Origin of the sequence: Candidatus Thioglobus autotrophicus, assembly GCF_001293165.1 — a bacterium.
Classification (GTDB): Bacteria; Pseudomonadota; Gammaproteobacteria; order PS1; family Pseudothioglobaceae; genus Thioglobus_A; species Thioglobus_A autotrophicus.
The window spans coordinates 1,424,628-1,449,198 of sequence record NZ_CP010552.1 but is presented as its reverse complement, the minus strand read 5'-3'; the positions used below and the strand labels follow the sequence as shown (position 1 = coordinate 1,449,198).

The 24,571-nt window shown below is 36.3% G+C and carries 30 protein-coding genes; 19 read left to right on the top strand and 11 right to left on the bottom strand.

What is annotated here, in order from left to right; all coding sequences use genetic code 11:
• Positions 1-7 precede the first annotated feature (7 nt).
• The 5 genes from groL to fabF all read left to right on the top strand — a co-directional run bounded on the left by groL (position 8) and on the right by fabF (position 5,963).
• Entirely contained in the window at positions 8-1,639 is a 1,632-nt protein-coding gene (groL, locus tag SP60_RS07865) for a chaperonin GroEL (protein ID WP_053952104.1), read from the top strand.
• A gap of 130 nt (positions 1,640-1,769) precedes the next feature.
• Positions 1,770-3,653 carry a DNA topoisomerase IV subunit B gene (gene parE / locus SP60_RS07860; protein WP_053952103.1) on the top strand — a complete coding sequence of 628 codons (1,884 nt, stop codon included), beginning with the start codon at positions 1,770-1,772 and terminating at the stop codon, positions 3,651-3,653.
• Positions 3,646-4,332, top strand: coding sequence for a 7-cyano-7-deazaguanine synthase QueC (gene queC, locus SP60_RS07855; protein ID WP_053952102.1), 687 nt, complete (start codon positions 3,646-3,648; stop codon positions 4,330-4,332). The genes parE and queC overlap by 8 nt, the downstream gene beginning before the upstream one ends.
• Positions 4,333-4,416: 84 nt before the next feature.
• A complete protein-coding gene (gene acpP, locus SP60_RS07850) occupies positions 4,417-4,644 on the top strand; it encodes an acyl carrier protein (protein WP_053952101.1) in 228 nt (75 codons plus the stop codon).
• Between the two features lie 80 nt (positions 4,645-4,724).
• Positions 4,725-5,963 carry a beta-ketoacyl-ACP synthase II gene (gene fabF / locus SP60_RS07845; protein ID WP_053952100.1) on the top strand — a complete coding sequence of 413 codons (1,239 nt, stop codon included), beginning with the start codon at positions 4,725-4,727 and terminating at the stop codon, positions 5,961-5,963.
• Positions 5,964-6,013: 50 nt separating this feature from the next.
• Here the strand turns inward: fabF and SP60_RS07840 are convergent, their stop codons facing one another.
• The 7 genes from SP60_RS07840 to SP60_RS07810 form a co-directional block, all read right to left on the bottom strand.
• Entirely contained in the window at positions 6,014-6,229 is a 216-nt protein-coding gene (locus SP60_RS07840; protein ID WP_053952099.1) for a hypothetical protein, read from the bottom strand.
• Between the two features lie 32 nt (positions 6,230-6,261).
• On the bottom strand, positions 6,262-8,181 hold the full coding sequence (locus SP60_RS07835; protein ID WP_053952098.1) for a M3 family metallopeptidase: 1,920 nt from the start codon (positions 8,179-8,181) through the stop codon (positions 6,262-6,264).
• Between the two features lie 374 nt (positions 8,182-8,555).
• The gene (locus tag SP60_RS07830) at positions 8,556-8,978 is read right to left on the bottom strand and encodes a Fur family transcriptional regulator (RefSeq protein ID WP_053952097.1); all 423 of its coding nucleotides are present in this window, start codon (positions 8,976-8,978) and stop codon (positions 8,556-8,558) included.
• Complete coding sequence (locus SP60_RS07825; protein ID WP_053952096.1) at positions 8,978-9,508, bottom strand: DUF3299 domain-containing protein; 531 nt, start codon at positions 9,506-9,508, stop codon at positions 8,978-8,980. The genes SP60_RS07830 and SP60_RS07825 overlap by 1 nt, the downstream gene beginning before the upstream one ends.
• A 6-nt stretch (positions 9,509-9,514) precedes the next feature.
• Positions 9,515-10,762 carry an ABC transporter permease gene (locus SP60_RS07820; RefSeq protein WP_053952095.1) on the bottom strand — a complete coding sequence of 416 codons (1,248 nt, stop codon included), beginning with the start codon at positions 10,760-10,762 and terminating at the stop codon, positions 9,515-9,517.
• A complete protein-coding gene (locus SP60_RS07815) occupies positions 10,755-11,417 on the bottom strand; it encodes an ABC transporter ATP-binding protein (protein WP_233487260.1) in 663 nt (220 codons plus the stop codon). The genes SP60_RS07820 and SP60_RS07815 overlap by 8 nt, the downstream gene beginning before the upstream one ends.
• Positions 11,414-12,079, bottom strand: coding sequence for a ZrgA family zinc uptake protein (locus SP60_RS07810; RefSeq protein ID WP_053952094.1), 666 nt, complete (start codon positions 12,077-12,079; stop codon positions 11,414-11,416). The genes SP60_RS07815 and SP60_RS07810 overlap by 4 nt, the downstream gene beginning before the upstream one ends.
• A 347-nt stretch (positions 12,080-12,426) precedes the next feature.
• Here SP60_RS07810 and SP60_RS07805 point away from each other — a divergent pair, with 347 nt between their 5' ends.
• Positions 12,427-13,128, top strand: coding sequence for a DUF1826 domain-containing protein (locus SP60_RS07805; RefSeq protein WP_053952093.1), 702 nt, complete (start codon positions 12,427-12,429; stop codon positions 13,126-13,128).
• Positions 13,129-13,760: 632 nt separating this feature from the next.
• Here SP60_RS07805 and SP60_RS07800 read toward each other — a convergent pair.
• The 3 genes from SP60_RS07800 to SP60_RS07790 all read right to left on the bottom strand — a co-directional run bounded on the left by SP60_RS07800 (position 13,761) and on the right by SP60_RS07790 (position 15,818).
• Positions 13,761-14,054: a ribbon-helix-helix domain-containing protein gene (locus tag SP60_RS07800; protein ID WP_053952092.1), complete on the bottom strand. Its 294-nt coding sequence runs from the start codon at positions 14,052-14,054 to the stop codon at positions 13,761-13,763.
• Between the two features lie 49 nt (positions 14,055-14,103).
• The gene (locus tag SP60_RS07795) at positions 14,104-14,727 is read right to left on the bottom strand and encodes a c-type cytochrome (protein WP_053952091.1); all 624 of its coding nucleotides are present in this window, start codon (positions 14,725-14,727) and stop codon (positions 14,104-14,106) included.
• A 134-nt stretch (positions 14,728-14,861) separates the two neighbouring features.
• On the bottom strand, positions 14,862-15,818 hold the full coding sequence (locus tag SP60_RS07790) for a sulfurtransferase (protein WP_053952090.1): 957 nt from the start codon (positions 15,816-15,818) through the stop codon (positions 14,862-14,864).
• A gap of 341 nt (positions 15,819-16,159) precedes the next feature.
• Here SP60_RS07790 and SP60_RS07785 point away from each other — a divergent pair, with 341 nt between their 5' ends.
• From SP60_RS07785 to SP60_RS07725, 13 genes are all read left to right on the top strand, one after another.
• Positions 16,160-16,651, top strand: coding sequence for a YeeE/YedE thiosulfate transporter family protein (locus tag SP60_RS07785; protein ID WP_053952089.1), 492 nt, complete (start codon positions 16,160-16,162; stop codon positions 16,649-16,651).
• A gap of 12 nt (positions 16,652-16,663) precedes the next feature.
• A complete protein-coding gene (locus SP60_RS07780) occupies positions 16,664-17,257 on the top strand; it encodes a YeeE/YedE thiosulfate transporter family protein (protein WP_053952088.1) in 594 nt (197 codons plus the stop codon).
• Positions 17,257-17,571: a sulfurtransferase TusA family protein gene (locus SP60_RS07775; RefSeq protein ID WP_053952087.1), complete on the top strand. Its 315-nt coding sequence runs from the start codon at positions 17,257-17,259 to the stop codon at positions 17,569-17,571. The genes SP60_RS07780 and SP60_RS07775 overlap by 1 nt, the downstream gene beginning before the upstream one ends.
• A gap of 57 nt (positions 17,572-17,628) precedes the next feature.
• Positions 17,629-17,793, top strand: coding sequence for a hypothetical protein (locus SP60_RS08415; RefSeq protein ID WP_158403362.1), 165 nt, complete (start codon positions 17,629-17,631; stop codon positions 17,791-17,793).
• Positions 17,794-17,883: 90 nt separating this feature from the next.
• Positions 17,884-18,168 carry a hypothetical protein gene (locus tag SP60_RS07765; protein ID WP_053952085.1) on the top strand — a complete coding sequence of 95 codons (285 nt, stop codon included), beginning with the start codon at positions 17,884-17,886 and terminating at the stop codon, positions 18,166-18,168.
• Between the two features lie 3 nt (positions 18,169-18,171).
• Positions 18,172-18,816, top strand: a complete 645-nt coding sequence (locus SP60_RS07760; protein ID WP_053952084.1) for a hypothetical protein — start codon at positions 18,172-18,174, stop codon at positions 18,814-18,816.
• Between the two features lie 11 nt (positions 18,817-18,827).
• Complete coding sequence (locus tag SP60_RS07755) at positions 18,828-19,118, top strand: hypothetical protein (RefSeq protein ID WP_053952083.1); 291 nt, start codon at positions 18,828-18,830, stop codon at positions 19,116-19,118.
• Positions 19,115-19,399, top strand: a complete 285-nt coding sequence (locus SP60_RS07750) for a hypothetical protein (RefSeq protein WP_053952082.1) — start codon at positions 19,115-19,117, stop codon at positions 19,397-19,399. Before SP60_RS07755 ends, SP60_RS07750 begins: the two co-directional genes overlap by 4 nt.
• 17 nt (positions 19,400-19,416) lie before the next feature.
• Positions 19,417-19,614 (top strand): hypothetical protein, encoded by a 198-nt coding sequence (locus SP60_RS07745; RefSeq protein WP_053952081.1) that lies wholly within the window; start codon positions 19,417-19,419, stop codon positions 19,612-19,614.
• Positions 19,615-20,024: 410 nt separating this feature from the next.
• A complete protein-coding gene (locus SP60_RS07740; RefSeq protein ID WP_233487258.1) occupies positions 20,025-20,327 on the top strand; it encodes a hypothetical protein in 303 nt (100 codons plus the stop codon).
• Between the two features lie 52 nt (positions 20,328-20,379).
• On the top strand, positions 20,380-20,994 hold the full coding sequence (locus tag SP60_RS07735) for a pentapeptide repeat-containing protein (RefSeq protein WP_053952080.1): 615 nt from the start codon (positions 20,380-20,382) through the stop codon (positions 20,992-20,994).
• Positions 20,995-21,027: 33 nt separating this feature from the next.
• Positions 21,028-22,284, top strand: a complete 1,257-nt coding sequence (locus SP60_RS07730; protein ID WP_053952079.1) for a tetratricopeptide repeat protein — start codon at positions 21,028-21,030, stop codon at positions 22,282-22,284.
• A 224-nt stretch (positions 22,285-22,508) separates the two neighbouring features.
• Entirely contained in the window at positions 22,509-23,588 is a 1,080-nt protein-coding gene (locus SP60_RS07725; RefSeq protein WP_144418612.1) for an efflux RND transporter periplasmic adaptor subunit, read from the top strand.
• A gap of 347 nt (positions 23,589-23,935) precedes the next feature.
• Here SP60_RS07725 and SP60_RS07720 read toward each other — a convergent pair whose 3' ends face one another.
• Positions 23,936-24,529: a YagK/YfjJ domain-containing protein gene (locus SP60_RS07720; RefSeq protein ID WP_053952077.1), complete on the bottom strand. Its 594-nt coding sequence runs from the start codon at positions 24,527-24,529 to the stop codon at positions 23,936-23,938.
• Positions 24,530-24,571 lie beyond the last annotated feature (42 nt).

Below are 24,571 nucleotides of genomic sequence, written 5' to 3'. Positions count from 1 at the left end.
AGGAATTATGTCAGGAAAGGATATTAAATTTGGCTCAGATGCTAGAAATCTAATGCTAGACGGCGTTAACATGTTAGCAAACGCAGTTAAGGTTACGTTAGGACCAAAAGGTAGAAATGTTGTTATTGATCGCTCATTTGGCTCACCACACATCACTAAAGATGGCGTTTCTGTTGCTCAAGAAATTGAACTAGAAAATAAATTTGAAAACATGGGTGCACAAATGGTTAAAGAGGTCGCCTCTAAAACCAATGATATTGCCGGTGATGGCACAACAACTGCAACAGTACTTGCACAAGCACTAGTAGTAGAAGGTGTTAAATCTGTTGCTGCAGGCATGAACCCTATGGATCTTAAGCGCGGCATTGATAAGGCAACAGAAGCTGCTGTTAATGCACTACGTGAACTATCTCAACCTTGTAACGACACTAAGGCGATTGCCCAAGTTGGTACAATTTCAGCTAACTCAGATAACTCTGTTGGTGATATTATTGCTGAAGCTATGGAGCGTGTTGGACAAGCAGGTGTTATTACTGTGGAAGAAGGCTCAGGTTTTGATAATGCACTAGAAGTGGTTGAAGGTATGCAGTTTGATCGTGGCTATTTATCACCATACTTTGTTAACAATCAGGACGCTATGACTGCTGATTTAGACAATCCACTGGTTTTATTGCATGATGCAAAAATCTCCAATATTCGTGATTTATTGCCGACATTAGAAATCGCGCAAAAATCTGGCAGACCTTTATTAATTATCGCTGAAGATATTGAGGGCGAAGCGCTTGCTACTCTAGTCGTGAACAATATGCGCGGCATTGTAAAAGTAGCTGCTGTTAAAGCACCTGGTTTTGGCGCTCGTCGTAAGGCAATCTTACAGGACTTGGCGATCCTAACAGGTGGTGAAGTTATTGCTGAAGAAATTGGTTTATCACTCGAAGGTGTAACAGAATTACAACTAGGTGGCGCTAAGCGCATTGAAGTCGGTAAAGATGAAACAGTTGTTGTTGATGGCGCAGGTGCAAAAGAAGCTATTAATGGCCGTGTTGCCCAAATTAAAGCACAGGTCGAAACGACAACTTCTGAATACGATCAAGAGAAATTAATGGAGCGTTTGGCTAAATTATCTGGCGGTGTTGCGGTGATTCAAGTAGGTGCTGCGACTGAAGTAGAAATGAAAGAAAAGAAAGACCGTGTTGATGATGCACTACATGCGACTCGTGCAGCAGTTGAAGAAGGCGTTGTACCGGGTGGTGGTGTTGCTTTAGTTCGTGCAATTAGCGCCATGACTGATTTAAAAGGTGACAATCACGACCAAGATATTGGCATCCAAATCCTAATGCGTGCTATGGAAGCGCCATTACGTCAAATCGTCTCTAATGGTGGTGGCGAAGCTTCTGTTGTGCTTAATAATGTTGCTAATGGTGAAGGAAATTATGGCTATAACGCCGGTAATGAAACTTACGGTGATATGCTTGAAATGGGTATCTTAGACCCAACTAAAGTAACACGCGCAGCCCTACAACATGCATCAAGTATCTCTGGATTAATGATTACCACAGAAGCTATGATTACCGATATTCCTCAAGAAGGTGGTGCGCCAGCTGCACCAGATATGGGTGGCATGGGTGGTATGATGTAGTAAAAATCTACTGCGTTTTTTATTGCGCAATTGATGACAAAAAGCCTCGTTTTTACGGGGCTTTTTTTGGTATGATACTTGGCATTCTGTCTAACACCTTCTTGAGAGGTGAAACTATTCTTGGGTAAATATGAGTGATTACGATTCTTCCTCGATTGAGGTTTTAACTGGGCTAGAGCCTGTTAGAAAACGCCCTGGTATGTATACTGAAACCGAGCGTCCAAACCACCTTGCACAAGAAGTAATCGACAACAGTGTTGATGAGGCGGTTGCCGGGCATGCGAATAAAATTAGTGTCATATTGTACAAAGATGGCTCTCTTTCTGTCGAAGATAACGGTCGAGGTATGCCTGTTGATATGCATGCGGGCGAAGGTCAATCGGGTGTTGAAGTTATTCTGACTAAGCTCCATGCAGGTGGTAAATTCTCTAATGATTCTTATCAATTTTCTGGCGGCCTTCATGGAGTAGGAATATCGGTGGTTAACGCGCTATCCACTTTGGTAGAAATCTGGATTAAACGCGACGCCAAAGAGCATCACATTAGCTTTACAAATGGCTTTAAAAAAACCGAGTTAGAAGTTGTTGGGAAAGTTGGCAAGCTAAACACAGGTACCAAGGTTAAATTTACGCCAGATGCTCAATTTTTTGATACAGTTAAATTTTCAGCCACCAAACTACGTCATAATTTACGTTCTAAAGCGGTACTTTGCCCAGGATTAGAGATAAATTTTTACAATGAAATTGATGACACTACTGACAAGTGGATGTATCAAGAAGGCTTAAAAGATTATCTATCAATGGCATTAGATGGGCTTGATAATCTACCGGAAAAACCTTTTGTGGTTAATTTTGAATCTAGCGAGCAGCAGTTAAACTGCTCGCTGGCTTGGACCCAATACAACACCAATGTTGTCGCTGAAAGTTATGTTAATCTTATTCCCACCATCAATGGTGGAACGCACGTTAATGGATTGCGCTCAGGTCTGACTGATGCCCTGAAGGAATTTTGTGAATTTAGAGATTTAATCCCTAAAAATATCAAGCTTACACCAGATGATGTTTGGCAACGAATCGCCTACGTATTATCTATTAAAATTTTAGATCCGCAGTTTTCAGGTCAAACCAAAGAAAGACTATCCTCTAGAGAATGCGCCAGCTTTGTCTCTAGTGTTGTTAAAGATGCTTTTAGTTTGTGGCTTAATCAACATACAGATATTGCTGAGCAAATTGCCCAATTAGCTATTAGCAATGCCCAGGCACGCCTTAAAACCAATAAAAAGATAATTCGTAAAAAGATTGTAAGTGGCCCCGCCCTACCTGGAAAACTCTCTGATTGTACGAGCACCGACTTAACTCAAACTGAAGTATTTTTAGTTGAAGGAGACTCTGCGGGCGGCTCTGCCAAACAAGCACGAGACAAAGAATATCAAGCTATCTTACCCCTGAGAGGAAAAATCCTAAACACTTGGGAGGTAGATTCAGAACAGGTTCTAGCGAGTAATGAAATTCATGATATTAGCGTTGCTATTGGACTGGAACCCAACTGCGAAGACCTCTCCAATTTAAGATATGGAAAAATTTGCATCTTGGCGGATGCTGACTCTGACGGCGCACATATCGCCACACTTATCTGCACCTTATTTGTTAAGCATTTTCCAAAATTGGTCAAAGAGGGGCATATTTATGTTGCCATGCCACCTTTGTACCGAATCGATGCAGGCAAGCAAGTGCATTATGCTTTGGATGATGGTGAGCGTGATAGTATTATTAGAAAAATTGAAAGTGAAAATAAACGCGTTAAAATCCAAGTACAGCGCTTTAAAGGGCTGGGAGAGATGAATCCAGCACAATTGCGCGAAACCACTATGCTGCCTGATACCAGAAGACTTATTCAGCTAACCCTTGATAATCCATTACAAGTAGAACAAACCATGGATATGCTTTTGAGTAAAAAGCGAGCACCCGATCGTAAAAAATGGCTAGAAGAAAAAGGCAATTTAGCCAATGTCTAATATTAAAAAAAAGGCAGTGGTCTTGCTGTCTGGTGGGCTTGACTCAACCACCACACTAGCCATAGCACAATCACAAGGATTTGAGTGTTATGCACTAAGCTTTGACTACGGGCAAAAACAAAAATCAGAGCTAAAAGCTGCCAGTAACATTGCCAAGCATTTTAAGGCGGCCGAACATCGAGTGATGAAAATTTCACTCTCAGATATTGGTGGATCTGCTCTCACAGATGAAAATATTGACGTACCTGACTTTGTAGAAAGTGACAAAATTCCTATTACCTATGTTCCCGCTAGGAACACCATTTTCTTGTCCTATGCACTAGCTTGGGCTGAGGTGCTTGATTGTCAAAACATTTTTATCGGTGTTAATGCACTGGATTATTCCGGCTATCCTGATTGCCGACAAGTCTATATTGATGCGTTTGAAACCATGGCAAATCTAGCCACCAAACAAAGCGTTGAAGGACAAAAAATCCACATACAAACCCCATTAATAAATCTCAACAAAGCTCAAATTATTCAAAAAGGCATAGCGCTTGGTGTTGACTATGCACACACCACTACCTGTTATCAAGCCAACGAACAAGGGCAAGCTTGCGGGGTTTGCGATGCTTGCGAATATCGAAAAATAGGCTTTTATGAGGCAAAAATCACAGATCCAACTCGTTATCAAAACTAATCTAGTTTTTTTGCAATTTAGTCTTGCTTTGTAGTCAATAATCGATAAAATAATAACTTTATTATACTAAACAGGAAGTAGCAAATGAGCATTGAGGAAAGAGTTAAAAAAGTTGTATCTGAGCAATTAGACGTAAGTGGTGATATTGATAATAACGCTTCATTTATTGATGACTTAGGTGCAGATTCTCTAGACACTGTTGAATTGGTTATGTCTCTTGAAGAAGAGTTTGACTGTGAAATCCCTGACGATCAAGCAGAAAACATTACAACGGTTCAACAAGCCATTGACTACGTCAACAACAATTTGTAATTTCCGTTTAGCTTGCTAAGCAATAAGGCGCTTTCTTCACAGAATTAAGCGCCTTTTTTATTTTTAAAAAAAGTGATATTATGAGCAAAAGAAGAGTTGTAATTACTGGTATGGGTATTGTTTCACCCGTTGGCAATACGGTTGAAGAATCTTGGAGTAATATCCTAGCAGGAAAATCTGGCATCAACGCTCTAACCAATATTGAAACTGAGGGTCAGTCAGTAACTTTTGGCGGCTCAGTTAAAAATTTTGAAATCACTGATTATTTAAAACCTAAAGACGCCAAAAAAATGGATACCTTTATTCATTACGGTATGGCGGCTGGCATTCAAGCCTTTGAAGACTCTGGTATAGAAGTAACTGATGAAAATTCCGAGCGTATTGGCGTGGCTATTGGCGCTGGCATTGGCGGCTTAGGCACAATTGAAAAAACAGCTGACTTATTTAGAGAGAAAGGCGCCAAGCGCATCTCTCCTTTCTTTGTTCCCTCTTCGATCATTAACATGATCTCTGGAAACTTATCTATCAAATACGGCCTTAAAGGGCCAAATTTTGCCATTGTGACCGCTTGTACAACCGGTACACACAACATTGGCGATGCTTCACGTTTAATCGAATATGGTGATGCTGATGTTATGATTGCAGGTGGTGCTGAAATGTCAACCACTAATTGTGGCTTAGGCGGATTTGCAGCGGCGCGTGCCCTCTCTACTCGCAATGACGACCCAGCAACAGCCTCTCGCCCTTGGGACAAAGACCGTGACGGCTTTGTTTTGGGTGATGGCGCAGGTGTGGTAGTGCTTGAAGAATACGAACACGCCAAAGCGCGAGGTGCAAAAATATACGCTGAAGTATCAGGCTACGGCATGAGTGGTGATGCTTATCACATGACCCTACCTTCAAAAGGTGGCGAAGGTGCAGCGCGCTGTATGAAAAATGCCATGCGTAATGCTAGCATCAACACCGATCAAATTGATTATATCAATGCACACGGCACGTCTACACCTGCAGGTGATCAAGCGGAAACTGATGCTGCTAAACTAGCATTGGGTAATCACGCTTACAACTTAGTCATGAGCTCTACCAAATCTATGACAGGTCATTTATTGGGTGCTGCAGGTGGCATTGAAGCGATCTTTACAGCGCTCGCCATCAAAGACCAGGTAGTGCCACCTACCATTAATATTTTCAATCAAGACCCAGATTGCGACTTAGACTATTGTGCCAATGAAGCGCGTCAAATGAAAATAGATCATGCCATTTCCAATTCATTCGGCTTTGGTGGCACTAACGGCAGCATCTTACTGTCTAAAGTGTAAAAAAAATGCCTAGCATAGAGCTAGGCATTGTTATAAATCAGAGCTAAAAGCTACTTTTCAACCGTAAGATCTACACCTTTAATCTGGTCTGCATCAGCAATCAAACCTTCAAAAAATTCAAAAACAATCATAGCGCCATTTTGAATACTGTTTAATGCCACTTCCTTGTTAACCACTAGCGCCCAACTTTCTGGTGTAGAAACAAATTGAACTGCACCGCCAATCAAGGCCAAAATAATAATAACGCTTAAGATAAATTTAATCATCGTCTTTTCCTAAAAAATAAAAAGCATTGTACCTAATTCACAATCCCATTGGCCTGTAACAAAGCATCAATCTCAGGTTTTTTACCCCTAAAGGCTTCATAACTCACCATAAAATCCTCAGAGCCGCCCGTTTCCAAAATATGATGCAAGAAATCAAGGGATGCCCCTGAGCCAATACCGCCATTTTCTTGCACATAATAATAAGCGTCTGCTGCGAGAACCTCTGCCCATTTGTAGCTAAAGTAACCAGCCGCATAGCCACCCGCAAAAATATGCCCAAAGGTATTTAAAAAACGATTTTCATCAATACTTGGCATTAAAGCGGTCTCTTTTCGAACCTCGGCCAACACTTGGTAGGCATCAACCAAGCCTAAGTGAGTCTTTAAATCCCAAATCGAAAATTCACACTGACGCAACATACCCATAGCAGATTGGAAATTCTTAGCAGCGATTAATTTTTCATATAATTCATCCGGCAGATTTTGCTTAGTTTGGTAGTGCTCAGACATTTGCATAACCACATCTCGCTCATAGCAGAAAAACTCCATGTATTGACTGGGCAACTCAACGCCGTCCCACGGAACACCGGCAATACCCGCTGCACAAGGATACTCAACTTTGGTTAAAACATGGTGTAATGCATGGCCAAATTCATGAAAAATAGTCACAATTTCATCATGCTCGAACAGTGCCGGCTTACCTTCACTAGGCGAGTTAAGATTGCACACGACAAAAGCAACAGGCTTGTCACTCTTGATTAAAGGCTGATAATCCGCCATCCAAGCGCCGCCACGCTTATCTTTTCTAGCATACAAATCCAAGTAAATTTTACCCACCAACTCATCTTGACTAGTTATTTGCAGCACTCGTACATTTGGGTGGTAGCTCGACTCATTAATTTGTTCAATCTTAACTTGGTACAAAGTTTCAATGGTAGAAAACAACCCCTCCAATACCTTGTGTTCTGGAAAATAAGGCGTTAGGTCTGATTTTTTAAATCCAAACTTTTGCTCTTTTAGCTGTTCACTATAAAAACCTAAATCCCAAGGTTGTAGCGTTATACCTGCAAACTGAGCTAATTCGTCTAATTCTGTCTGCGCTTGATACTTTGATTTATCCACTAAATTCATTAAAAAATCTAGGATTTGATCAACACTTTCAACCATTTTTGACTCAATAGACAACTGAGCATAGTTATCAAAATCAAGAATGATTGCCATTTCATGTCTTAGTGCAAGAATCTCATCCATAATGGCTTGATTGTCATATTCACTTGAAGTGATTCCCACCTCAGAAGCACGAGATACATAAGCCCTGTAAACCTCTTCTCTAAGCTGACGATTATCCAGATAAGTCATGACGTCCATATACACAGGCATTTGCAAGCTGAGCTCATAGCCTTTATCTGTTTTAATCTTGGCCAGCTCAGTTTCACCATAACCCTTTAACTCGTCTAATTCAACAGACTTTGTCCATTCATTGGTAGCTTTAAGGGAGTTTTTAGAAAACTGATTACTGAGCAAGCTTAATCGCTCTTTAATAGCTTTAAAGCGCTTAGAGTCTTCACCCTCTAGCCCGACACCAGACAACTCAAAACCATCAATCGCTTCTTGTAATATATGCTGTTGTTGTTTATTTAACTTAGTGTTTTTAAGATTCTTGTACGCTGTATAAAGCGCTTTGTTGCTAGAGATATCTGAATAAAAATTGGTAATAATGGGTAATGTTTTTTCATACTCAGCGTTAAAGTCATCATTAAACATCGTGGCGTTTAAATGTGAATTAACACTAGTCACTCTACCTAATTCACATTCAAAATTATCAGTAATGGTGACAACACTATCCCAGTCATTACCCTGCTCAGCTTGGGTTACAATTTCAAGGCCTTTTTTAGTAAGACCATCAATCGTTTTAACAATATTTTCAGGTTTGAAGTTTGGTGTGAGATTCATAATAAGAATGGTTATGGTTTTTTTCTTTCTACAAGGCATATTGTAGAAAAATTTGATTGAGTATAGTTAAAACTATGTGATTGAATATTTTTATACAATTAACACAGTAGAAGATAAAAATTTGGTGGAGAGAGGGATTCGAATCCGTTTAAAAAAGCATTATATAGCTAAATATAGCGCTGTAAAAGGGTTTTTTAAAATTATCACTAGCTGTATTTAGCTGCATTTATGACAGATGTAGTGAAAATGTGGTTAAACTTATATTAATCAAATTATCATTCAAAAGAAACTAAAAAGTGCGCCTAGAATTAACAAACCACTACAGTTTGTTAGCTCAATACAAGGCAAGCCTAATAATTAAAAAAAATCATCAATTAGGCAATTTTACAACCACTACACAACCCTTGCAATTCTACTACTTGGTTTTTTTTAGCTATAAACTTTTTATTATCAGGGATAGATATTTGTTTTGAAAATTGACAGGACTCTTCAATTTCATGGCATTTAGTGCAATGAAACAAAATATGTAGATGGTTGTCATGCGAATCGTTACAAACTAGATATGTATTATTAGATTCAATTTTGTGCACAACCCCCATTTCAGTCCAAAAATCAAGAACTCTATAGATGGTGCTAATATTAAATTCATGACCAGCAGCGTTCACTTGCTCTAACAAATCATAGGCTGAAACACCATGACTTGATTTTGATAATTGTTTAATAATAGCCATTCTTTGGGGTGTGACACTTTTTCCTGCCTTTGTGCACCTGTTTAACAATTCACTTTTATCAATCATTAAAGATCATCCTCATACTTAAAAGTTAGATTTTCAACAGTTACATCAGTCAATGAATAACCGCTGTCTGCTATATCAAAGCTTTGAGAGCCAACTGAAACTTTTCCAGTAACAATAATAGGGATATAGATGTCTCTAATATTCGTAGGGTTTTCAGGCATTTCAACCAACAGCGTTTGATTTAAAGGTGGTGGTGGAACATGAATACATTGCCCGGCTTCTGGCACTAATAAAAACTGTGTAACACTAGAACCTTTAGTTTTTAATGGCACCATAAATCCAGCAATTTCAATAACCTTTCCATCCATTAAGCTATTAATTTGATTGCCGGCATTATCAATTTTTTTTTGAAATTCAGGACTATTCATGGTTTTATAATCAATATTTTCTGGAATGAAGTCATATAATTCAGACGGCGCCAATAAATTCCAGCCGTCGACCAACTGACTTAGATACTCATCTGAAACCTCTTTAGCAAAAGAAACAGATGAGAAAAATAACAATATAACAACAATAAATTTATTAACCATTTTTATTTAACTCAAACCATGATGTATGTTTTTTCTAAAGACCATTATCGCTGGCACAAGACTACTTAATACACCAGCTAACAAAATAATACCAAATATCTTTACTTCCTCTAAACTAACCCACTCAAACTTAGGGGTGATGCCCAGAGCTACATTTATTTGATCAGTCGCAAGATAACTAACAATTGTAACAAATACAATAGCGCCAATAATTGCAGTTACACCTATTAATAGCGCCTCAAATACCACCAGTTTAGATAAAAAGAATGCGCTAGCGCCATTAGCCCTATATATAGTCATTTCACGTTTTCTATTTTCAATACTAGAAATAATAAGTGTGACCATAGCGATTAAACTAATCACAATAATTATCCAACTTAACAATTCAAATCCTTTATCAACAAGACCAATAACTGACCACAATTGAGATAGTGCAATTCCTGGAATCACTGCAGAAATGGCTTCATCTGAATATTTTTGTATACTTTTAGCAAACTTGAATAATGTTAGCTTTGATTTTAAACCCACAAAAGCAGCGGTGACCGTTTTAGGAGTTAGCTCATCATTTGTTATTGAAGACATATCGAATCTATCAAGACTGAAGAGTTTTTTGCCACTTTGCCAACCAATATGAATCAACTCATATCCTTTTAAATCTACAAAAATAGCTTGGTCTATTGGAGTACCTGTTTTATTTAGTATGCCAGAAACTTTAAATGAAAAGTCATCATGCTTCATACCAATAGATTCACCAGATCCATGGCTAATTTGTAAACTTGAGCCTATCTTGTAATTTAATTTTTTTGCAACATCTGCGCCAATTACCGCCTCAGAAATCTGATTAAAGGCCGAACCACTAGACATGGAAAGTGACCTATCTCCCGCATACTTAATATGTTGAAAGTAGTTTTTTTCAGTGGCTATCACTCTAAAACCTTGATGACTATCCCCTAAAGCAATCGGTACAAGCCAATCTATGTCTTTTCTTTGTTTAATATCATCAACCGTTTGCATGGTGATATTATTAGTAGGTCGACCAATATGAAACACCGTATAAAGCACAAGCTCAAGAGAGCTTGATCGTGGACCAATAATTGCATCAACGCCTGATATACTTTGATTAAAACCCTCTTCTGTAGCCTTCTGTATACGCTCAATACTTAACAACAAAACCATTGATGCCATCAATGTTATTGTCACTAAAGACACTGGCAGTATTCTTGAGCGAATTGATTTGAATAACAACTTAAACATTGGCTTTATTAAAATCAATCACTGTATCAAAGTGTGGCGCAAGCGATAAGTCGTGGCTAACCATAAGTATCGCTTGACTCTCCGGATTGAATGTTTGCATCACCTCATTTAAGAAATTATTGGTTGAGTCTTGATCAAGTGCAGAAGTGGGCTCATCTGCAAGAATCAAATTAGGACTTCCAAGTAGCGCCCTAGCAACAGCAACTCGCTGTTGTTGGCCAATACTAAGATTATCAACAGGATTATCTAGCACTTCTTTATCTAGCCCAAGCGACTTAAGCAGTCTTTCAATTTCCACTGTCAAGTTACTAACAAGCAAACCCCTGCTATGCGAAAACTTAACGCCTAATGAGATGTTTTCAGCAACAGATAAAAACGGAATCAAATTAAGTGTTTGAAAAATATAACCAATATGATCTGCCCTAAGTCTATCTAGCTCGGTAGAAGACATGGATGAATAGCTATTTCCAAGTAAGCTTACCTCTCCAGATTGGATCTTTAAAGCACCGGCAATTAAATTTAATAAGGTTGTTTTTCCAGATCCAGAAAATCCAATGATGAGGACCTTTTGACCAGCTTTAATCTCAATATCGGGAAAGCTAATAACTTTCCCATTTTGATAAGTATATTGAAGACTATTGGTATTTAAAATCACCAAACAACTTTACCATCATCCGAGTCTATTTTTTTAGAAATCGCCTTGTTATTAATAAGTGCATCTAAAACAATTACATTTAGCCCTGGAAAATGTTTAAAGGCAGTAAACTCAATGCTATCAAGCCTCTCAGGATTGCTACACTTAAACTGATAAGACAATTCAATATCTTTATGCTTAGATTCACTTGAAACCTGATGAAGTTCAGAATCATAATCTACAATAGAACACTTTGCAGCAGATGCTAATTTAAACAACTCAGTGTTGTCTTTAAATTCAGCTAATTTTTCTGATAGGTTCTCCGGTACTACTATCTTGTCCTCATCATGATCTTCATGTCCATGCTCATCTTTGTGTGATTCTTTGTGCTCATGCTCGTTATCATGACCCTCTTCCTCCTCATGGTCATGATGATCATCGTGGCCATGGCCAAATAACTCTTCTATAAAAGCAATCAGTCCACCTTCTTCGTGATCATCATGATCGTGTTCAGCATTAATCTGCACCATTGGCATTTGATACATCACATTCAATTGATTTTGACTAAGAAGCATTTCCACATTATTTAACCCATGCACATGGGCGCTCGCATGCCTTTTTTCATTCGCATCGACCGATACACTTGTTGCTATTAATAATGATGCTACGATTGATTTATTCATAATAGTTGCCTGTTGTAATAATAATTGCAATAATATACCATGTATAAAATAAAATATCAAATAATTAAATAAATTTGGATAAAATTAATGCGATGTACGACTAAATGCTGACTGCATCAAGGCTGGATTGTCAAAGCTTAATATTGCTTTATAGATTTGCATAATTTGCATCGACACCCACTGTAATGGTGATATTAACTAGCACTATACGAGACGACACATCTACTCTCAGTGGAGAAAATATCACTTTCATATCCAAAAAATATATTATATATAATTGCAATAATATTGCAATTATATATAATACTTGTTATACCATTTTTATATATATTTAATAAGAGAGAGTTATGTTATCTACCAACCCTATTCATACCACTAAACCCGAATTTATTCATAGCATACCTTTGGTATCGCAACACGCATCACAAGGAGAAAGCCCAACTATCTTTACAGATATTTACCAAGAAGGTGTCAATATCGCTATTTGGAAGCGCAATCTACCTTCAGAAACTCAAGGCTCGGTGAAAAAGTTTTTAGCTTTAAACCCTAAATTTCAATCAGAAATGATCGTAACACCACAAAATATATTTTCACGCGTTAGCGAATCTCTTGATGGTGTTAGTGGTGTTAATAATTTAACAAAATTAAAAAGAGATATTGCTGAACTTGCCGATATGTTTTGTTGTTTGTTTGAGATTGAGCAAGTGGGCTTGCGGTTGCAATCTCTTGATAGTGTTATGTGTCCAAGATTCCATGTTGACAGAGTTCCTTGTCGCCTTGTTACTACATACCAAGGTGTAGCCACAGAATGGTTGCCACATGAAGCTATTAATCATACTAAATTAGGCAGAGGGAGCAATGGCCTACCTGATAATATATCTGGACTATATAAAAATCATAGCGATATTCAAAAGCTTAATTATGGAGATGTGGCATTACTCAAAGGCACACTTTGGCAAGAAAATGGAGATTTAGGCCTGGTTCACCGTTCACCGGAAATTTTTAGTGAAGAAAATCGTTTGCTGTTGACTTTAGATTTTGTTCAATAATTTTTTGGATATTTGTTAAATTAATTAAATGCAACCAAATTTTCACGTGAAAATTTGGTTAAAACAAAATCAAAAATAAATGTAAGTCATTGATTTTTAAGTAAAAATATGGTGGAGAGAGAGGGATTCGAATCCCCTTTTAAATGTATTATATAGTTAAATATCGCTATACAACAAGGTTTTAACGAGGTGTAACAACCTGTGCATAGGTGCACATATGGCAGATGTAGTGAAAATGTGGTTAAACTTTTGTTTAAAAATAAAAAACTGATATTAAATAACATCGATTGTAAATACAACATCCTAAATACCAATTTTATATGCAATGACGGGCACCCCTAAACCGGTAAAAGCAACTTAAAATAAGTCCAAGATTAACGGACCACTACAGTTTGTCAGACCACTACAACTTGTATCTTTTAAAACTAAGTAGGGAAAATCAGCTGACATTCTTTGTAGCTTAATCACGCCTCTAAAGATCTCACCATTCGAGCTTAAAGCGTCCAAATTACTAACACTATAACACCCCAATAAATTAAGACAACAATCTAAAATTACTAAAGTAGTGAGAATAGCCCTCTACATATGTCTGGGAAATGCAATAAAGGCACAAGAGGAGTTGCTAAAGTGTGCTAATAATAAATATTAATATACTTTAAACATAATACTCGCAAACAAGAGGCAAGGTTTTTATCATTTGCCACTAAACAGGTGTCGCTAATCAGCTCCAGCAATTTTGCCAATGACAACTCTTCATCTTCCGCCATTTGCTCTAAAACTGTCCAATAAGCTTCTTCCAGTCTAATGGTCGTACCATGCCCATGTATGCGAATACTTCTCTTAAGTGGGACGAACTCTTTTACTTGTTCAGTTGAGCAAACGTTAAACAAGTGCTTAAGTTTACGATCAGAAAATAATGTGGACATATTTAACTACCTAAAAAAATGTGATGACAGGACATCATGCTGTTGTAATTTATTCTTTATACAGTAAATAGCTATAAATACTGGAAATATCTTTACGACTCAAAGGGTTTCTTAGCGCAATTACACCATTACCCTTAACTCCGGCAATCATACGCGCAATAAACTCTTCAGATGAAAGATTTTTAGCCATTATCTCTAATGATAATGCTGGCATCTTTATTTGGTCGTTATGGCTCAAATGACAGCCGTGGCAATAATGCTGATAAATTTTCATCCCAACCTTTGTATCTTTTTTTGATGCGCTACCTGGTAAGTATTGATCAAGATTTAGTGGATATTTTTTTATTAAAAAATCAAGCTTCAAATACAACTCTTGAAACTTTTTTGCTATAAACAATTGCTCTAACTCTTTAAATAAATATGAAACATTGAGGTTATTATCAATAACCCCTCTGCAAATCCAGTTAAGTGTTCTAAAAGCTCCATCTATTCGGATTTTTAACCCTTTTTTATATAATTCAGGCGTTGTTATTTTGGTTAGCTTTGCAAGATCGCCTCTAATAATAACCAGCTCTGAACTACATAGTTGCTCATCATATTCAATTAAAGACACTTGTTTTATACCAATAATAGAATTGGCCTTTATGGGACCACCTAAAAAGATAAGTACCATAAAGACCAATATAATTTTTCTAGTTGAAATATTGCCGCCCTAATTAGAATGTTTTTATATTTAAATTTAAATTAAACCTAAATATAAATATAAAAACATTCAAACCATCTATTAAATGGTTTGAATGTAAGTGATTATTCGTAAATAATTTTATTTACAAGTCTCTTGTTTCCTTTTGTCCAAGCATGCATTGAACCATCATATAGCTTGAAGTTTTTATTGCCTAAAATCTCATGTTGTATAAACCATGTTCCACTTCCCCAATGACCACTATTACAATAAGCTATGCCCTTTCCTGTAGTCGTTATTCCTTTAGCCTTAAAAATATCCGCTATGTTTTTCTTTGTTTGAAAGGTCTTTCCTTTATGCTTTAAGAATGTTCCACCAAAAGCCGATTTACCACCAGGGATATGTCCTGCTTTATAAACATACTTTTTCTTATAAAACAATCCTAAATATTGGTCCTCTTCTCTACTATCAACCAACACAGTATCTCCACTTTCTACAGCTTTTTCTACATCTGATGTTGTAGCCAGAAGCTCCTTTCTTTCAGTTGTTGAAACAAAACTACCTTTAGAAAGTGTTGCGCCATGACCCATTGCTTTCTTCTCGTTATTCCATTTTGCATTACCACCATCTAACATTGCTACATTATCGTGACCATAGTATTTTAGCTGCCAATACAACCTTGTTCCTAAAAATATATTAGAAGCACCATCTCCTGATGTTGTAATTACTATTGCACTATTATTATTCACACCTAAACTTTGCATGTGCTTATTAAACTCTACTTTGGTGGGAAGCATTTTAATTAACCCCATTCCTTCTTCTGTTTTTTTGGCTCTAACTTTAGACCAGTCAACCAAAACCGCCCCAGCTATTGTCTTCATATCTTTTTTTATCTTTTTTTGTACATCGAGCACAATTACTTTGTCTTTATGATCTGATAACCAATAGGTGCTTACTAATGGTGTACCAATAGTTATTGATGCATTTGCTTGTAATACCATTGCAAATAACATTGTTGTAAATATTAATAGTTTGTTTTTTAACATCATTGCTTCTCCGTTTTTTTGTGTTTTTACTTTCATACTACAGCCTCTTTTATTGTTTCGAATTTGATTATGCACTAAAGAATATATTAAAAGGTAGTAGCATTTGCTATACATTTTTTTTAAATCGGAAAGTGTTCTATATAAACCCATCAATTATTAATAATAAAAATGTATTGATTAATATTGCTTATAAACTTACATGACAAAAAATAGTATTAACAACTACTATAAAAAAATACTTGTGTAATTTTTTAGTTACAAGGGCTGTATTTATATAGTTGAAAAATATCATTTTAAAAACTAATACAATAATACTACCCATGAATTCAAAATAACAAATATAGTGCTCACAACTTCTATAAAAATAAATAACCAACATGGACTTTTTTAAAAAATCACTTGATCCAAGAATTGCATTAGTGGCTATTGCTTTTTTTGATATTTTTCTTTTTTTGATTTTAGGTGCATGGACAGTTGGAGGTGGCGAAACAATGATGACTGGCTTAGCCGCTGAGTTAATTATAGGAGATAAAATTAATGAAATACCTTTCTGGCAAATAGTATTTCCACCTGATTTCGGTTATTGGAAAATTTACATTTCTCTTGGCATGCTTTTTGGCGCATTTGTTGGGGCAAAGTTAAGCAATGAATTCTTTTGGCGCTTTCCAGGTAGTTTATCTGAATGGGTAATGATTACTATAGGTGGCCTTATGATGGGTATTGGAATACGCCTGGCTTTTGTTTGCAACGTCTCAACATTCTTTGGTTTGACGCCACAACTAAACCTTGGAGGCTATCTATCAATGACCGGGATTATTGCAGGCGCCTGGGTCGGTTCTCATATTTATAAAAAAGTTTTAGGATTTTAAAAAAGGAATGATATGTCAGTAATTGGTGAAATTTTAGTCGCATTTTTATTTGGATCTATAGTTGGATTACTAGTACAACGCTCTAGATTTTGCAATACAGCAGCTCTAAGAGATGCAATATTGTTTAAAACCTATCGAAATACTGAAGCTTTATTGCTTGCTATGATGGTTTTGACCATAGGATTTACAACATTTATTACCTTTGGTCTAGGCCATACCATGAAATTTGATGTTGGCCTTAATCAGGTTATCGGCTTATTTATATTTGGAATAGGTATGGTTCTTGCAGGTGCGTGCACCGTATCGACATGGGTTAAGTCTGGTGAAGGTAATGTTGGTGCAATCTGGGCATTAATATTTACCTTTATAGGTATGTTTTTATTCTCATTACTTTGGTCATTTGATTACTGGCCGCCCGCTCCTATTGCGATGACTGGTGAGCCTAATCTAGAAACCCTTCAGCTAGGATTTGCAAATGCAGAAACACTCCAAGAAAAAACTGGAATCCCAGCAATATTCTTTGGACTAATACAGTTTGCAGTTTTACTTTTCATATATTTAAAAATTCAAGCAAAAAAATCTTTACAAACAACAGGAGATAAGTAATGGGTTTATTTACAAAAAAAGTGACTGAAAAAGTGACTAACATCAGCGACAATGATCCCACAATAACCCTTGATAACGGAGACGTGATAAATGTTACAAAAACTATCGATTGCCTTGGATTCTCATGCCCTAGACCGCAGTTAATGACCAAAGGCGCAATGAATGATGCCAAGAGTGGTGATATTGTCAAGATAGTCATTGATAATCCCACTTCAATGGAATCTTTAGCATCAATGCAGTCGGAGTTAAGTAGTACACATTTAGGAACAGTTTTTTCTGATCAGAGCTGGAAAGTTCTTTTACAAAAAAATTAACTCATGACTTTTAACAAAGCAAAAGATAAGCAGCTTTTAGTAATATCAGTACTAATCATGATAATGACAGTCGTGATTTTTTTCTACATGTTCGCTAAAACGCCTGAATCTTTGAAAACTTCTAGAAATGGCGTACCTTTCTTTACGCCAGCTGCGATTCATCCAGAATCAGGTGAAATACTGTCAATAGAAACACTTGTTAAACATTTTAAAGGTAATTAGATAATGGATTATGAAACTACTGCTCAGTTAATTGCTTTTGCGACTGCATTTTACTTAATGTACATTAGTCTTACTTAACCAAAAGGCCATATGAAATACCAAACAAAACTAGGTTTAATTTTTTGCTCATCTGCATTAACAATTAGTTTAATTGTACTGCTTCTTATTTTCCCATTTGCCAAGCTATCGCCAGAAGAAATTAAGCATATGAATACACCACAAAATATTGAAAATTTTGATCTAAATATAAATATGGGGGACGACTATGGATTTCTTCCAGTTGTTGAATTAATGGATCACTATATGGAGAACCCCCCTACAACTAATAACAATACACTCTTAAAAATACCTGAGCGCCAATTCGGAGGCTGTTAATTAATGCTCTACATTATTGGGATAAGTATTTTTCTACATCTTGGTGAGTCGATAGCCAATACCGATATTAGTTATACAAATAATTTAAGCAAAGAATTCTTAGAAAATATAGTCCCTGTAAATTCCAGTAAACTCCAGGAATGTACACTTTATAGTGCTAAAAAAACTAAATGCATGCCCTTTAACGACTTTGAATCTAAAGGAGAACTGGCTAGTTTTAGGGATATTTTTTGGGCTTTTTCCACATCCAACATAGTCCATACCGATGAATTATTGATTTATGGAGAAAGTCAAAAAGAAAGCCAAGCGTTGGCAGCTTTATTTTTTCTTGCTGGGCAAAAAAAAATATGGATTTGGTCAAATAACAATATTAAACAATTAGTTGAGGCAACAGGTAAAGCTAGTGGAAGTAAGAGGCAACTGTTCCGCTCTAGCGCCTATCTAGGAAGAATGAGAGAAAATTTTCTAGTACTAAAAAGTCAAATTCAAAAAATGAAAGATCAAAACTGGAGGTTTGTCGATAACCCTAAAACCCAGTCAAAACATGAAAAGATCATCATTCAATCAAAAGATATTTCTACATCACTTGCAGTTTTTGCCAACCTTGTAGCTTTAGATTACACAAATGTAAAAATAATTATTGATTAAGGAGTTAAAAAATGAGCTTATTATTTATTATTAGCCAAGAGCGTGGTGCAGACCTATTACTTCCACTAAGCGATGCATGTATAAGGAAAAAATATCAATACAGCTGCTTTTTTACAGGTGCAGGCATAAAGACTTTAGAAGATGCAAAAATTAAGCAAAATCTAAACATAATAGAAAACTCTGTAGCATGCCACCACTCTTGGGATCGATATCTTCCCAATACAACTTCAATTGCTACTATGGGTAGTCAAACAAACCTAAGTGAAATGATTGCCAACCATGATAAGGTGGTATCAATATGACAATATCTAACACTAAAAAAGATATTCTAGTATTTGCAATAAGTGATCATGCGGAAGCAATGAGAGTGGCAGCTGGATTGACAATATTTGGACACCGTGTCAGCTGTATTTTTGTTGATAGGCATATTGAAGAAAATGCAGAGACTATTGAAAATGCAGAGCTATTGGAATTGTGTGAAATTGAGCCTTTATCAATACTTGACGATGCCAACATGCAACAAATAGACCAAGTTCAATTTCGTGCAGAATTAGACAAATCTAATCACATACTTACCATTTAACCGATAAAACATACAACATGACTAACTTAAAATATTTTGTTCTAGATGTAGGCTACTTCCCAGATTCTAGCCACCTAAAAAATGAATTAAAATTCATTGAAACGCAAAACGAAACCTCAATAATAGCTAATTTTTCTATCAATAAAATGGCTGATCAGGATTGGGATCAAGTTTTAAATCACATCATTGATTCTGAAAAAAATATTATTTTATAAGGTGGGTCGCCTGTTTAAATAAAAGTGATTAAAAGTCCTTGGCTGACACATAAGGGCTAACACTTATTACCTAAAAGACCCATTGAAAATGTCCAGCCAATTTACTCCTTGCTTTGATAATTGGTAGAGGGCAAGAATCCCTCATTTTTATTCAAAAAATACAGTAACAGTGGCAATTCTAGGAAAAAACTTAAGTACATTTTCACGTGAAAAATGTAGTGTCAATGACTTGTAAACATTTATAAGTCATTGATTTTTAAGTAAAAATATGGTGGAGAGAGAGGGAATAGAACTAAACTTATAACTACTTGTTTTTTAATTAAAATTAAAGATAAGTTTATAATTTCTACTCAATTCTCTACTCATATCTTGTTACTTTTTACTAATTTTATACTAAATACTCACTATCTATGGCATTTGAAAATGGACATGAAAAATTAGGTGGAAGGCAAAAAGGGACGCCTAATAAAAAGACATTAATCAAGGCTGATGATTTACTACTTGAATTAAACGTCAATCCGATTCAGAGGCTTATTGAAATTGCTGAGTCTGACTTAACACCTATTGACCAAAAAATTAACTGTTACAAAACAATCGCACAATACACCTACCCTAAGTTCAAATCACAAGAACTTCGTGTTACATCTATGGAAGAGGCGGCTCCTATTAAAATTGAAATTGTGGCTTATGGCGAAGATAAGGTATTGGATTAAATTGAAACCACCCTCTTGTCCGCTGTAAAAACAAGGTGTATAGTTCAGTGTCATGATATTGAAAACACTACTAACAGCTTTATTTTTTGTATTTGTATTCTCACAACCTGTATTCGCAGTAGAGAGTGAAGACGCTAAGATAGCACAAAATCTTTTAAAATTTAACGCATTAAACGCCTGCGTAGGATGTGATTTATCAAGAGTAAACCTTACAAAAGCAAACCTTACAAGAGCAGACCTTATAGAAGCAAATCTTACAGAAGCAGACCTTACAGGAGCAAACCTTTCAGGAGCATTCCTTACAGGAGCAAACCTTTCAGGAGCATTCCTTAGAGAAGCAAACCTTACAGGAGCAGACCTTTCAAAAGCAAACCTAAAATACGCAACACTTCATCGAGCAAACCTTGGAAAAGCAAATCTTACAGAAGCAGACCTTACAGGAGCACACCTTTCAGGAGCATTCCTTAGAGAAGCAAACCTTACAGGAGCAGACCTTACAGGAGCATACCTTACAGGAGCAGACCTTAAGGAAGCAATACTTCATCGAGCAAACCTTACAGATGCAGACCTTACAGAAACCAAATTAAAAAATGCAGAAATTAAAGGAGCTATCTTCTGTAATACAAAAACACCGTGGGGTTTGGACAATTCAGGCTGTAAAAAATAATGACCAAAGAAATAAACCACCAGGGTATTTAAAATGGCAAAGAAAAATATTTACTTATTGTTAATTGCGGCAGTCATGTCTATATCTTTTATTTTGGATGCAAAACTCGAGAGCAGTCTTAATAGCAACCAATTTTATGGATACAATTTAGCTGCAGCTTTAGTATTTAATTTTTTATTCTTTGCTTGGTGTGTAGAGCATGCCAAATATCATAATGTTGAGCCACCACTTACTTTATCAATAATACTCTTAGGGCCTTTAGGGATTCTAATTTACTTTTTTAGACGCTTTGGATTTAAGAAGGGTTTATCTAATACATTTAAGTCTATGGGCTTTGTGTTTATTGTTGGCAGTTCTGTTGTATGGGTAGCAGAGAATCTTATGGTTAAGGAGAGCGTGCAAGAAATTGAAGTAAATAAAAGGTTTGAGACATTATTTTATAAGACATGGATACAAGCCAAACTTGGAAACGATGCTACAGTTCAATTTAATTTGGCGGCAATGTATTATCATGCCTTAGGCGTGTCACAAGATTATTCTCGAGCTATATACTGGTATCAAAAATCAGCTGAACAAGAAAACCCTAAAGCTCAATATAACTTGGCTTTGATGTATATTGATGGCCAAGGAACACAAGTGAATTATAAGGAGGCAGTTAGATGGCTATTAAGAGCATCTGAACTTGGAGACCCTAAAGCTCAACATAACTTGGCTCTGATGTATATTGATGGCCAAGGAACACAAGTGAATTATAAGGAAGCAGTTAAATGGCTATTAAGAGCATCTGAACTTGGATACCCTAACGCTCAACATAACTTGGCTCTCGTTTATGAAAAAGGCTTGGGCATAGGTAAGGATTACACTGAAGCCATTAAATGGTATGTCAAATCGGCAGAGCAAGGGTTTGCAAAAGCACAATATAATTTAGGCATATTGTATACTTTTAACAACGATATACAACATGATTATAAATTAGCAATAAAGTGGTATCAAAAGGCGGCAAATCAAGGTCATATTAATGCGCAAACTAATCTAGGTTGGATGTATCACAAAGGAAATGGGACTGATAAAAACAACAAAAAAGCTGTTAAATGGTATAAAAAAGCAGCAGAAGGTGGTGATTTTATGGCTAAAAACAATTTGGCAGTAATGTATCTTGAAGCAGAAGGTGTCAAGAAAGATATAGTTAAGGCAAAACTTTTAATTGAAGAAGCTTTAAATGGAAGTGATATTGAAGCGAGTAAGCTAGCTAAAGATAATTGGAATGAATATGAATTATGGAAGTATTAAAATAAATGTTCAACCGTCACAAACTCTAAATGGTTGTTACGCGCCTGTGTCATAACAAAGTTAATTTCTTGTTGTAATCCGCTGTCTATCATAGATTTATTTTATCCTCATTTTGATATGAATATAGGATTGAGCTATAATTGAACTTAAATTAATACACAATAATTCTAGCAATATTATGAAACTAAAATCACTAAATGATTATTGAATATGTCGGATAAATTATGAAATTAAGAACAACATTAGTCCTTTTTTTACTGTCATTTTTTATAGTTGGTTGTTACAGCGATGACCTAATGCTTCCTGAGGGGAATGCCGAACCTAACCGAATGCCAATTACCGATAGATGGGCTGCTGACGTTGTTGAAGCGGAAGTACCTGGGTGGTTAGGTCAAGCTAAAGGTCCACCTACTGACGCAGAAAGAGATGCTTTAGTTGCAGAAGGTGGCGGCAAGGTTAACCAAAAACCAATTGTTGATAGATGGACTACTGACGTTGTTGAACCTGGTATTCCCAAGGAGAATGCCAATTCAATGGGCAAATGGAAAATTGATAGAAGTGTTTCAAGGATGGACGACTCTGTAAAGATAACCGCATCTTTAGAGGCAACCAATAAAAATAGTATAGGTAAGCCAGTATCTTTGAATTTTAGTTGTACCAAGAGTAAGCGCGACATTAAAGCGTTTGTTGATTTTGGTGAGTGGGTTGCCATTCACACTAACATTGAAAATCCAGTGTGGGTGCGTATTGATAAAGGCAGTAAATCGGCTTATTTGTGGGGGAGTAACCAATTTTTTAATGGTCAATTAGCGCCCTTTCATCTAGGATTAACGGCAAGCCACCAATCAGGGTATGGTGGCGCTTCAACGTACTTAGAAGAAATAGAATTTACAATGAGGTGGTTGATGGACACTAATAGATTACTAATTCAGATTACTCCATTTTTGAAATCTGAAAGAATACTTGAATTTCAAACTTCGGGATTTTCTGAAGCAACTAAACTGCTTATTGAGGCATGTGATTTAACTAATATGTGGCCTAAAATTCCAAAGTCAGCAATTGGAATAGTAAAAGGCAGAGAAATGGTTTGGGTTGTTAATCCACAAACCAACAAGGCTGAATTAAGATATATTTATACGAATATAAACCAAAAATGGTTATTCAATACTATTGAAAGTGGCAAGGTAAGTGTAAAAAGTAGTGGATTGAAGTTTGGTGATAAGATTATTGCTAATCCATCAGGCATCACCAGTGGGATGCAGGTTAATGATAAAGTTTCCGTATTTACTTTCACTAAGCCATAACACTAAGGGCATCGTAATATCAATAGTTCCTTGTCTAAAAGAGAACTTAAAGTCAGAACGTAATTACAATGATGGTAAGTGGACTAAGTGGTATGAAAATGGCCAGCTAAAAAAATAGACAAATTTCAAAGACGGCAAAATAATAGATGGCAAAGAGACTATGGAAGAACTAAATATACTAATTGAAGAACTACTTAAACTACTGAGGTGGATAAATGGATAAAAAATACGAGATAGACTGGGGGCAAAGTACAAACATTGGGATTGCAACAAAAATACTAAACCTCACACACGACCCAGTTTCCCCTGCCGACCTCTCTTCTAAAAAGGATGGGAAGATATATCTATTAGGCACAATTTTTAAGTTTTAAACGGCTACAGTAGAAATCCTTGGTTTGTGCTGGTCTAACTCCTTTTCCTCTTGATTTAGCCATATATGAGGCTCTATAGATAGCCTCAGGTCTTTGCTTTTCAATATTGTCTTTATCAATCAAATAAAAACAGTTTTCAGGTATGTGCATATGCCCTCTAGGTAGCCACTTGCTCTTCATGATTTTGTTTAATTTACTAGGATGTCTAATTTTGTTGCCATCCAACATCAGTACAAGATGATAGTGTTGCTTTTTAGCCTTTTCTTGCTCTCGTACCCACTGATAACCTATATTAGTTATGTCATAATGTCTTTTGAGATACTGCTTGATATTCTTAATATAATTAGAGAATATTTTATTGTCGCTTGTATAGAAATTCATGTGGAAATCACTTCTAAGTACCAACACCCTGCCGTGAATTTGTATTGCCGTATCTAACTGCTCTATAAAAGACAGTAGTATTTTTTTATAAATGCCAAATTTTGATGAGTTGCATATCTCTATCTTTTCTCCGTTGTAATCTATCCATCCATCATTAATTACAGTTTTTCTGTTTCTTGGTTTTTTCATTACTAACGCCCTATCGGTTGTGTTTCTCGATACTACTTCGTA

Excerpts from the sequence above, each read along its gene's own strand:
- groL (WP_053952104.1), top strand. The coding sequence starts at position 8 with ATGTCAGGAAAGGATATTAAATTTGGCTCAGATGCTAGAAATCTAATG.
- parE (WP_053952103.1), top strand. The coding sequence starts at position 1,770 with ATGAGTGATTACGATTCTTCCTCGATTGAGGTTTTAACTGGGCTAGAG.
- queC (WP_053952102.1), top strand. The coding sequence starts at position 3,646 with ATGTCTAATATTAAAAAAAAGGCAGTGGTCTTGCTGTCTGGTGGGCTT.
- acpP (WP_053952101.1), top strand. The coding sequence starts at position 4,417 with ATGAGCATTGAGGAAAGAGTTAAAAAAGTTGTATCTGAGCAATTAGAC.
- fabF (WP_053952100.1), top strand. The coding sequence starts at position 4,725 with ATGAGCAAAAGAAGAGTTGTAATTACTGGTATGGGTATTGTTTCACCC.
- SP60_RS07840 (WP_053952099.1), bottom strand. The coding sequence starts at position 6,229 with ATGATTAAATTTATCTTAAGCGTTATTATTATTTTGGCCTTGATTGGC.
- SP60_RS07835 (WP_053952098.1), bottom strand. The coding sequence starts at position 8,181 with ATGAATCTCACACCAAACTTCAAACCTGAAAATATTGTTAAAACGATT.
- SP60_RS07830 (WP_053952097.1), bottom strand. The coding sequence starts at position 8,978 with ATGATTGATAAAAGTGAATTGTTAAACAGGTGCACAAAGGCAGGAAAA.
- SP60_RS07825 (WP_053952096.1), bottom strand. The coding sequence starts at position 9,508 with ATGGTTAATAAATTTATTGTTGTTATATTGTTATTTTTCTCATCTGTT.
- SP60_RS07820 (WP_053952095.1), bottom strand. The coding sequence starts at position 10,762 with ATGTTTAAGTTGTTATTCAAATCAATTCGCTCAAGAATACTGCCAGTG.
- SP60_RS07810 (WP_053952094.1), bottom strand. The coding sequence starts at position 12,079 with ATGAATAAATCAATCGTAGCATCATTATTAATAGCAACAAGTGTATCG.
- SP60_RS07805 (WP_053952093.1), top strand. The coding sequence starts at position 12,427 with ATGTTATCTACCAACCCTATTCATACCACTAAACCCGAATTTATTCAT.
- SP60_RS07800 (WP_053952092.1), bottom strand. The coding sequence starts at position 14,054 with ATGTCCACATTATTTTCTGATCGTAAACTTAAGCACTTGTTTAACGTT.
- SP60_RS07795 (WP_053952091.1), bottom strand. The coding sequence starts at position 14,727 with ATGGTACTTATCTTTTTAGGTGGTCCCATAAAGGCCAATTCTATTATT.
- SP60_RS07790 (WP_053952090.1), bottom strand. The coding sequence starts at position 15,818 with ATGAAAGTAAAAACACAAAAAAACGGAGAAGCAATGATGTTAAAAAAC.
- SP60_RS07785 (WP_053952089.1), top strand. The coding sequence starts at position 16,160 with ATGGACTTTTTTAAAAAATCACTTGATCCAAGAATTGCATTAGTGGCT.
- SP60_RS07780 (WP_053952088.1), top strand. The coding sequence starts at position 16,664 with ATGTCAGTAATTGGTGAAATTTTAGTCGCATTTTTATTTGGATCTATA.
- SP60_RS07775 (WP_053952087.1), top strand. The coding sequence starts at position 17,257 with ATGGGTTTATTTACAAAAAAAGTGACTGAAAAAGTGACTAACATCAGC.
- SP60_RS08415 (WP_158403362.1), top strand. The coding sequence starts at position 17,629 with ATGATAATGACAGTCGTGATTTTTTTCTACATGTTCGCTAAAACGCCT.
- SP60_RS07765 (WP_053952085.1), top strand. The coding sequence starts at position 17,884 with ATGAAATACCAAACAAAACTAGGTTTAATTTTTTGCTCATCTGCATTA.
- SP60_RS07760 (WP_053952084.1), top strand. The coding sequence starts at position 18,172 with ATGCTCTACATTATTGGGATAAGTATTTTTCTACATCTTGGTGAGTCG.
- SP60_RS07755 (WP_053952083.1), top strand. The coding sequence starts at position 18,828 with ATGAGCTTATTATTTATTATTAGCCAAGAGCGTGGTGCAGACCTATTA.
- SP60_RS07750 (WP_053952082.1), top strand. The coding sequence starts at position 19,115 with ATGACAATATCTAACACTAAAAAAGATATTCTAGTATTTGCAATAAGT.
- SP60_RS07745 (WP_053952081.1), top strand. The coding sequence starts at position 19,417 with ATGACTAACTTAAAATATTTTGTTCTAGATGTAGGCTACTTCCCAGAT.
- SP60_RS07740 (WP_233487258.1), top strand. The coding sequence starts at position 20,025 with ATGGCATTTGAAAATGGACATGAAAAATTAGGTGGAAGGCAAAAAGGG.
- SP60_RS07735 (WP_053952080.1), top strand. The coding sequence starts at position 20,380 with ATGATATTGAAAACACTACTAACAGCTTTATTTTTTGTATTTGTATTC.
- SP60_RS07730 (WP_053952079.1), top strand. The coding sequence starts at position 21,028 with ATGGCAAAGAAAAATATTTACTTATTGTTAATTGCGGCAGTCATGTCT.
- SP60_RS07725 (WP_144418612.1), top strand. The coding sequence starts at position 22,509 with ATGAAATTAAGAACAACATTAGTCCTTTTTTTACTGTCATTTTTTATA.
- SP60_RS07720 (WP_053952077.1), bottom strand. The coding sequence starts at position 24,529 with ATGAAAAAACCAAGAAACAGAAAAACTGTAATTAATGATGGATGGATA.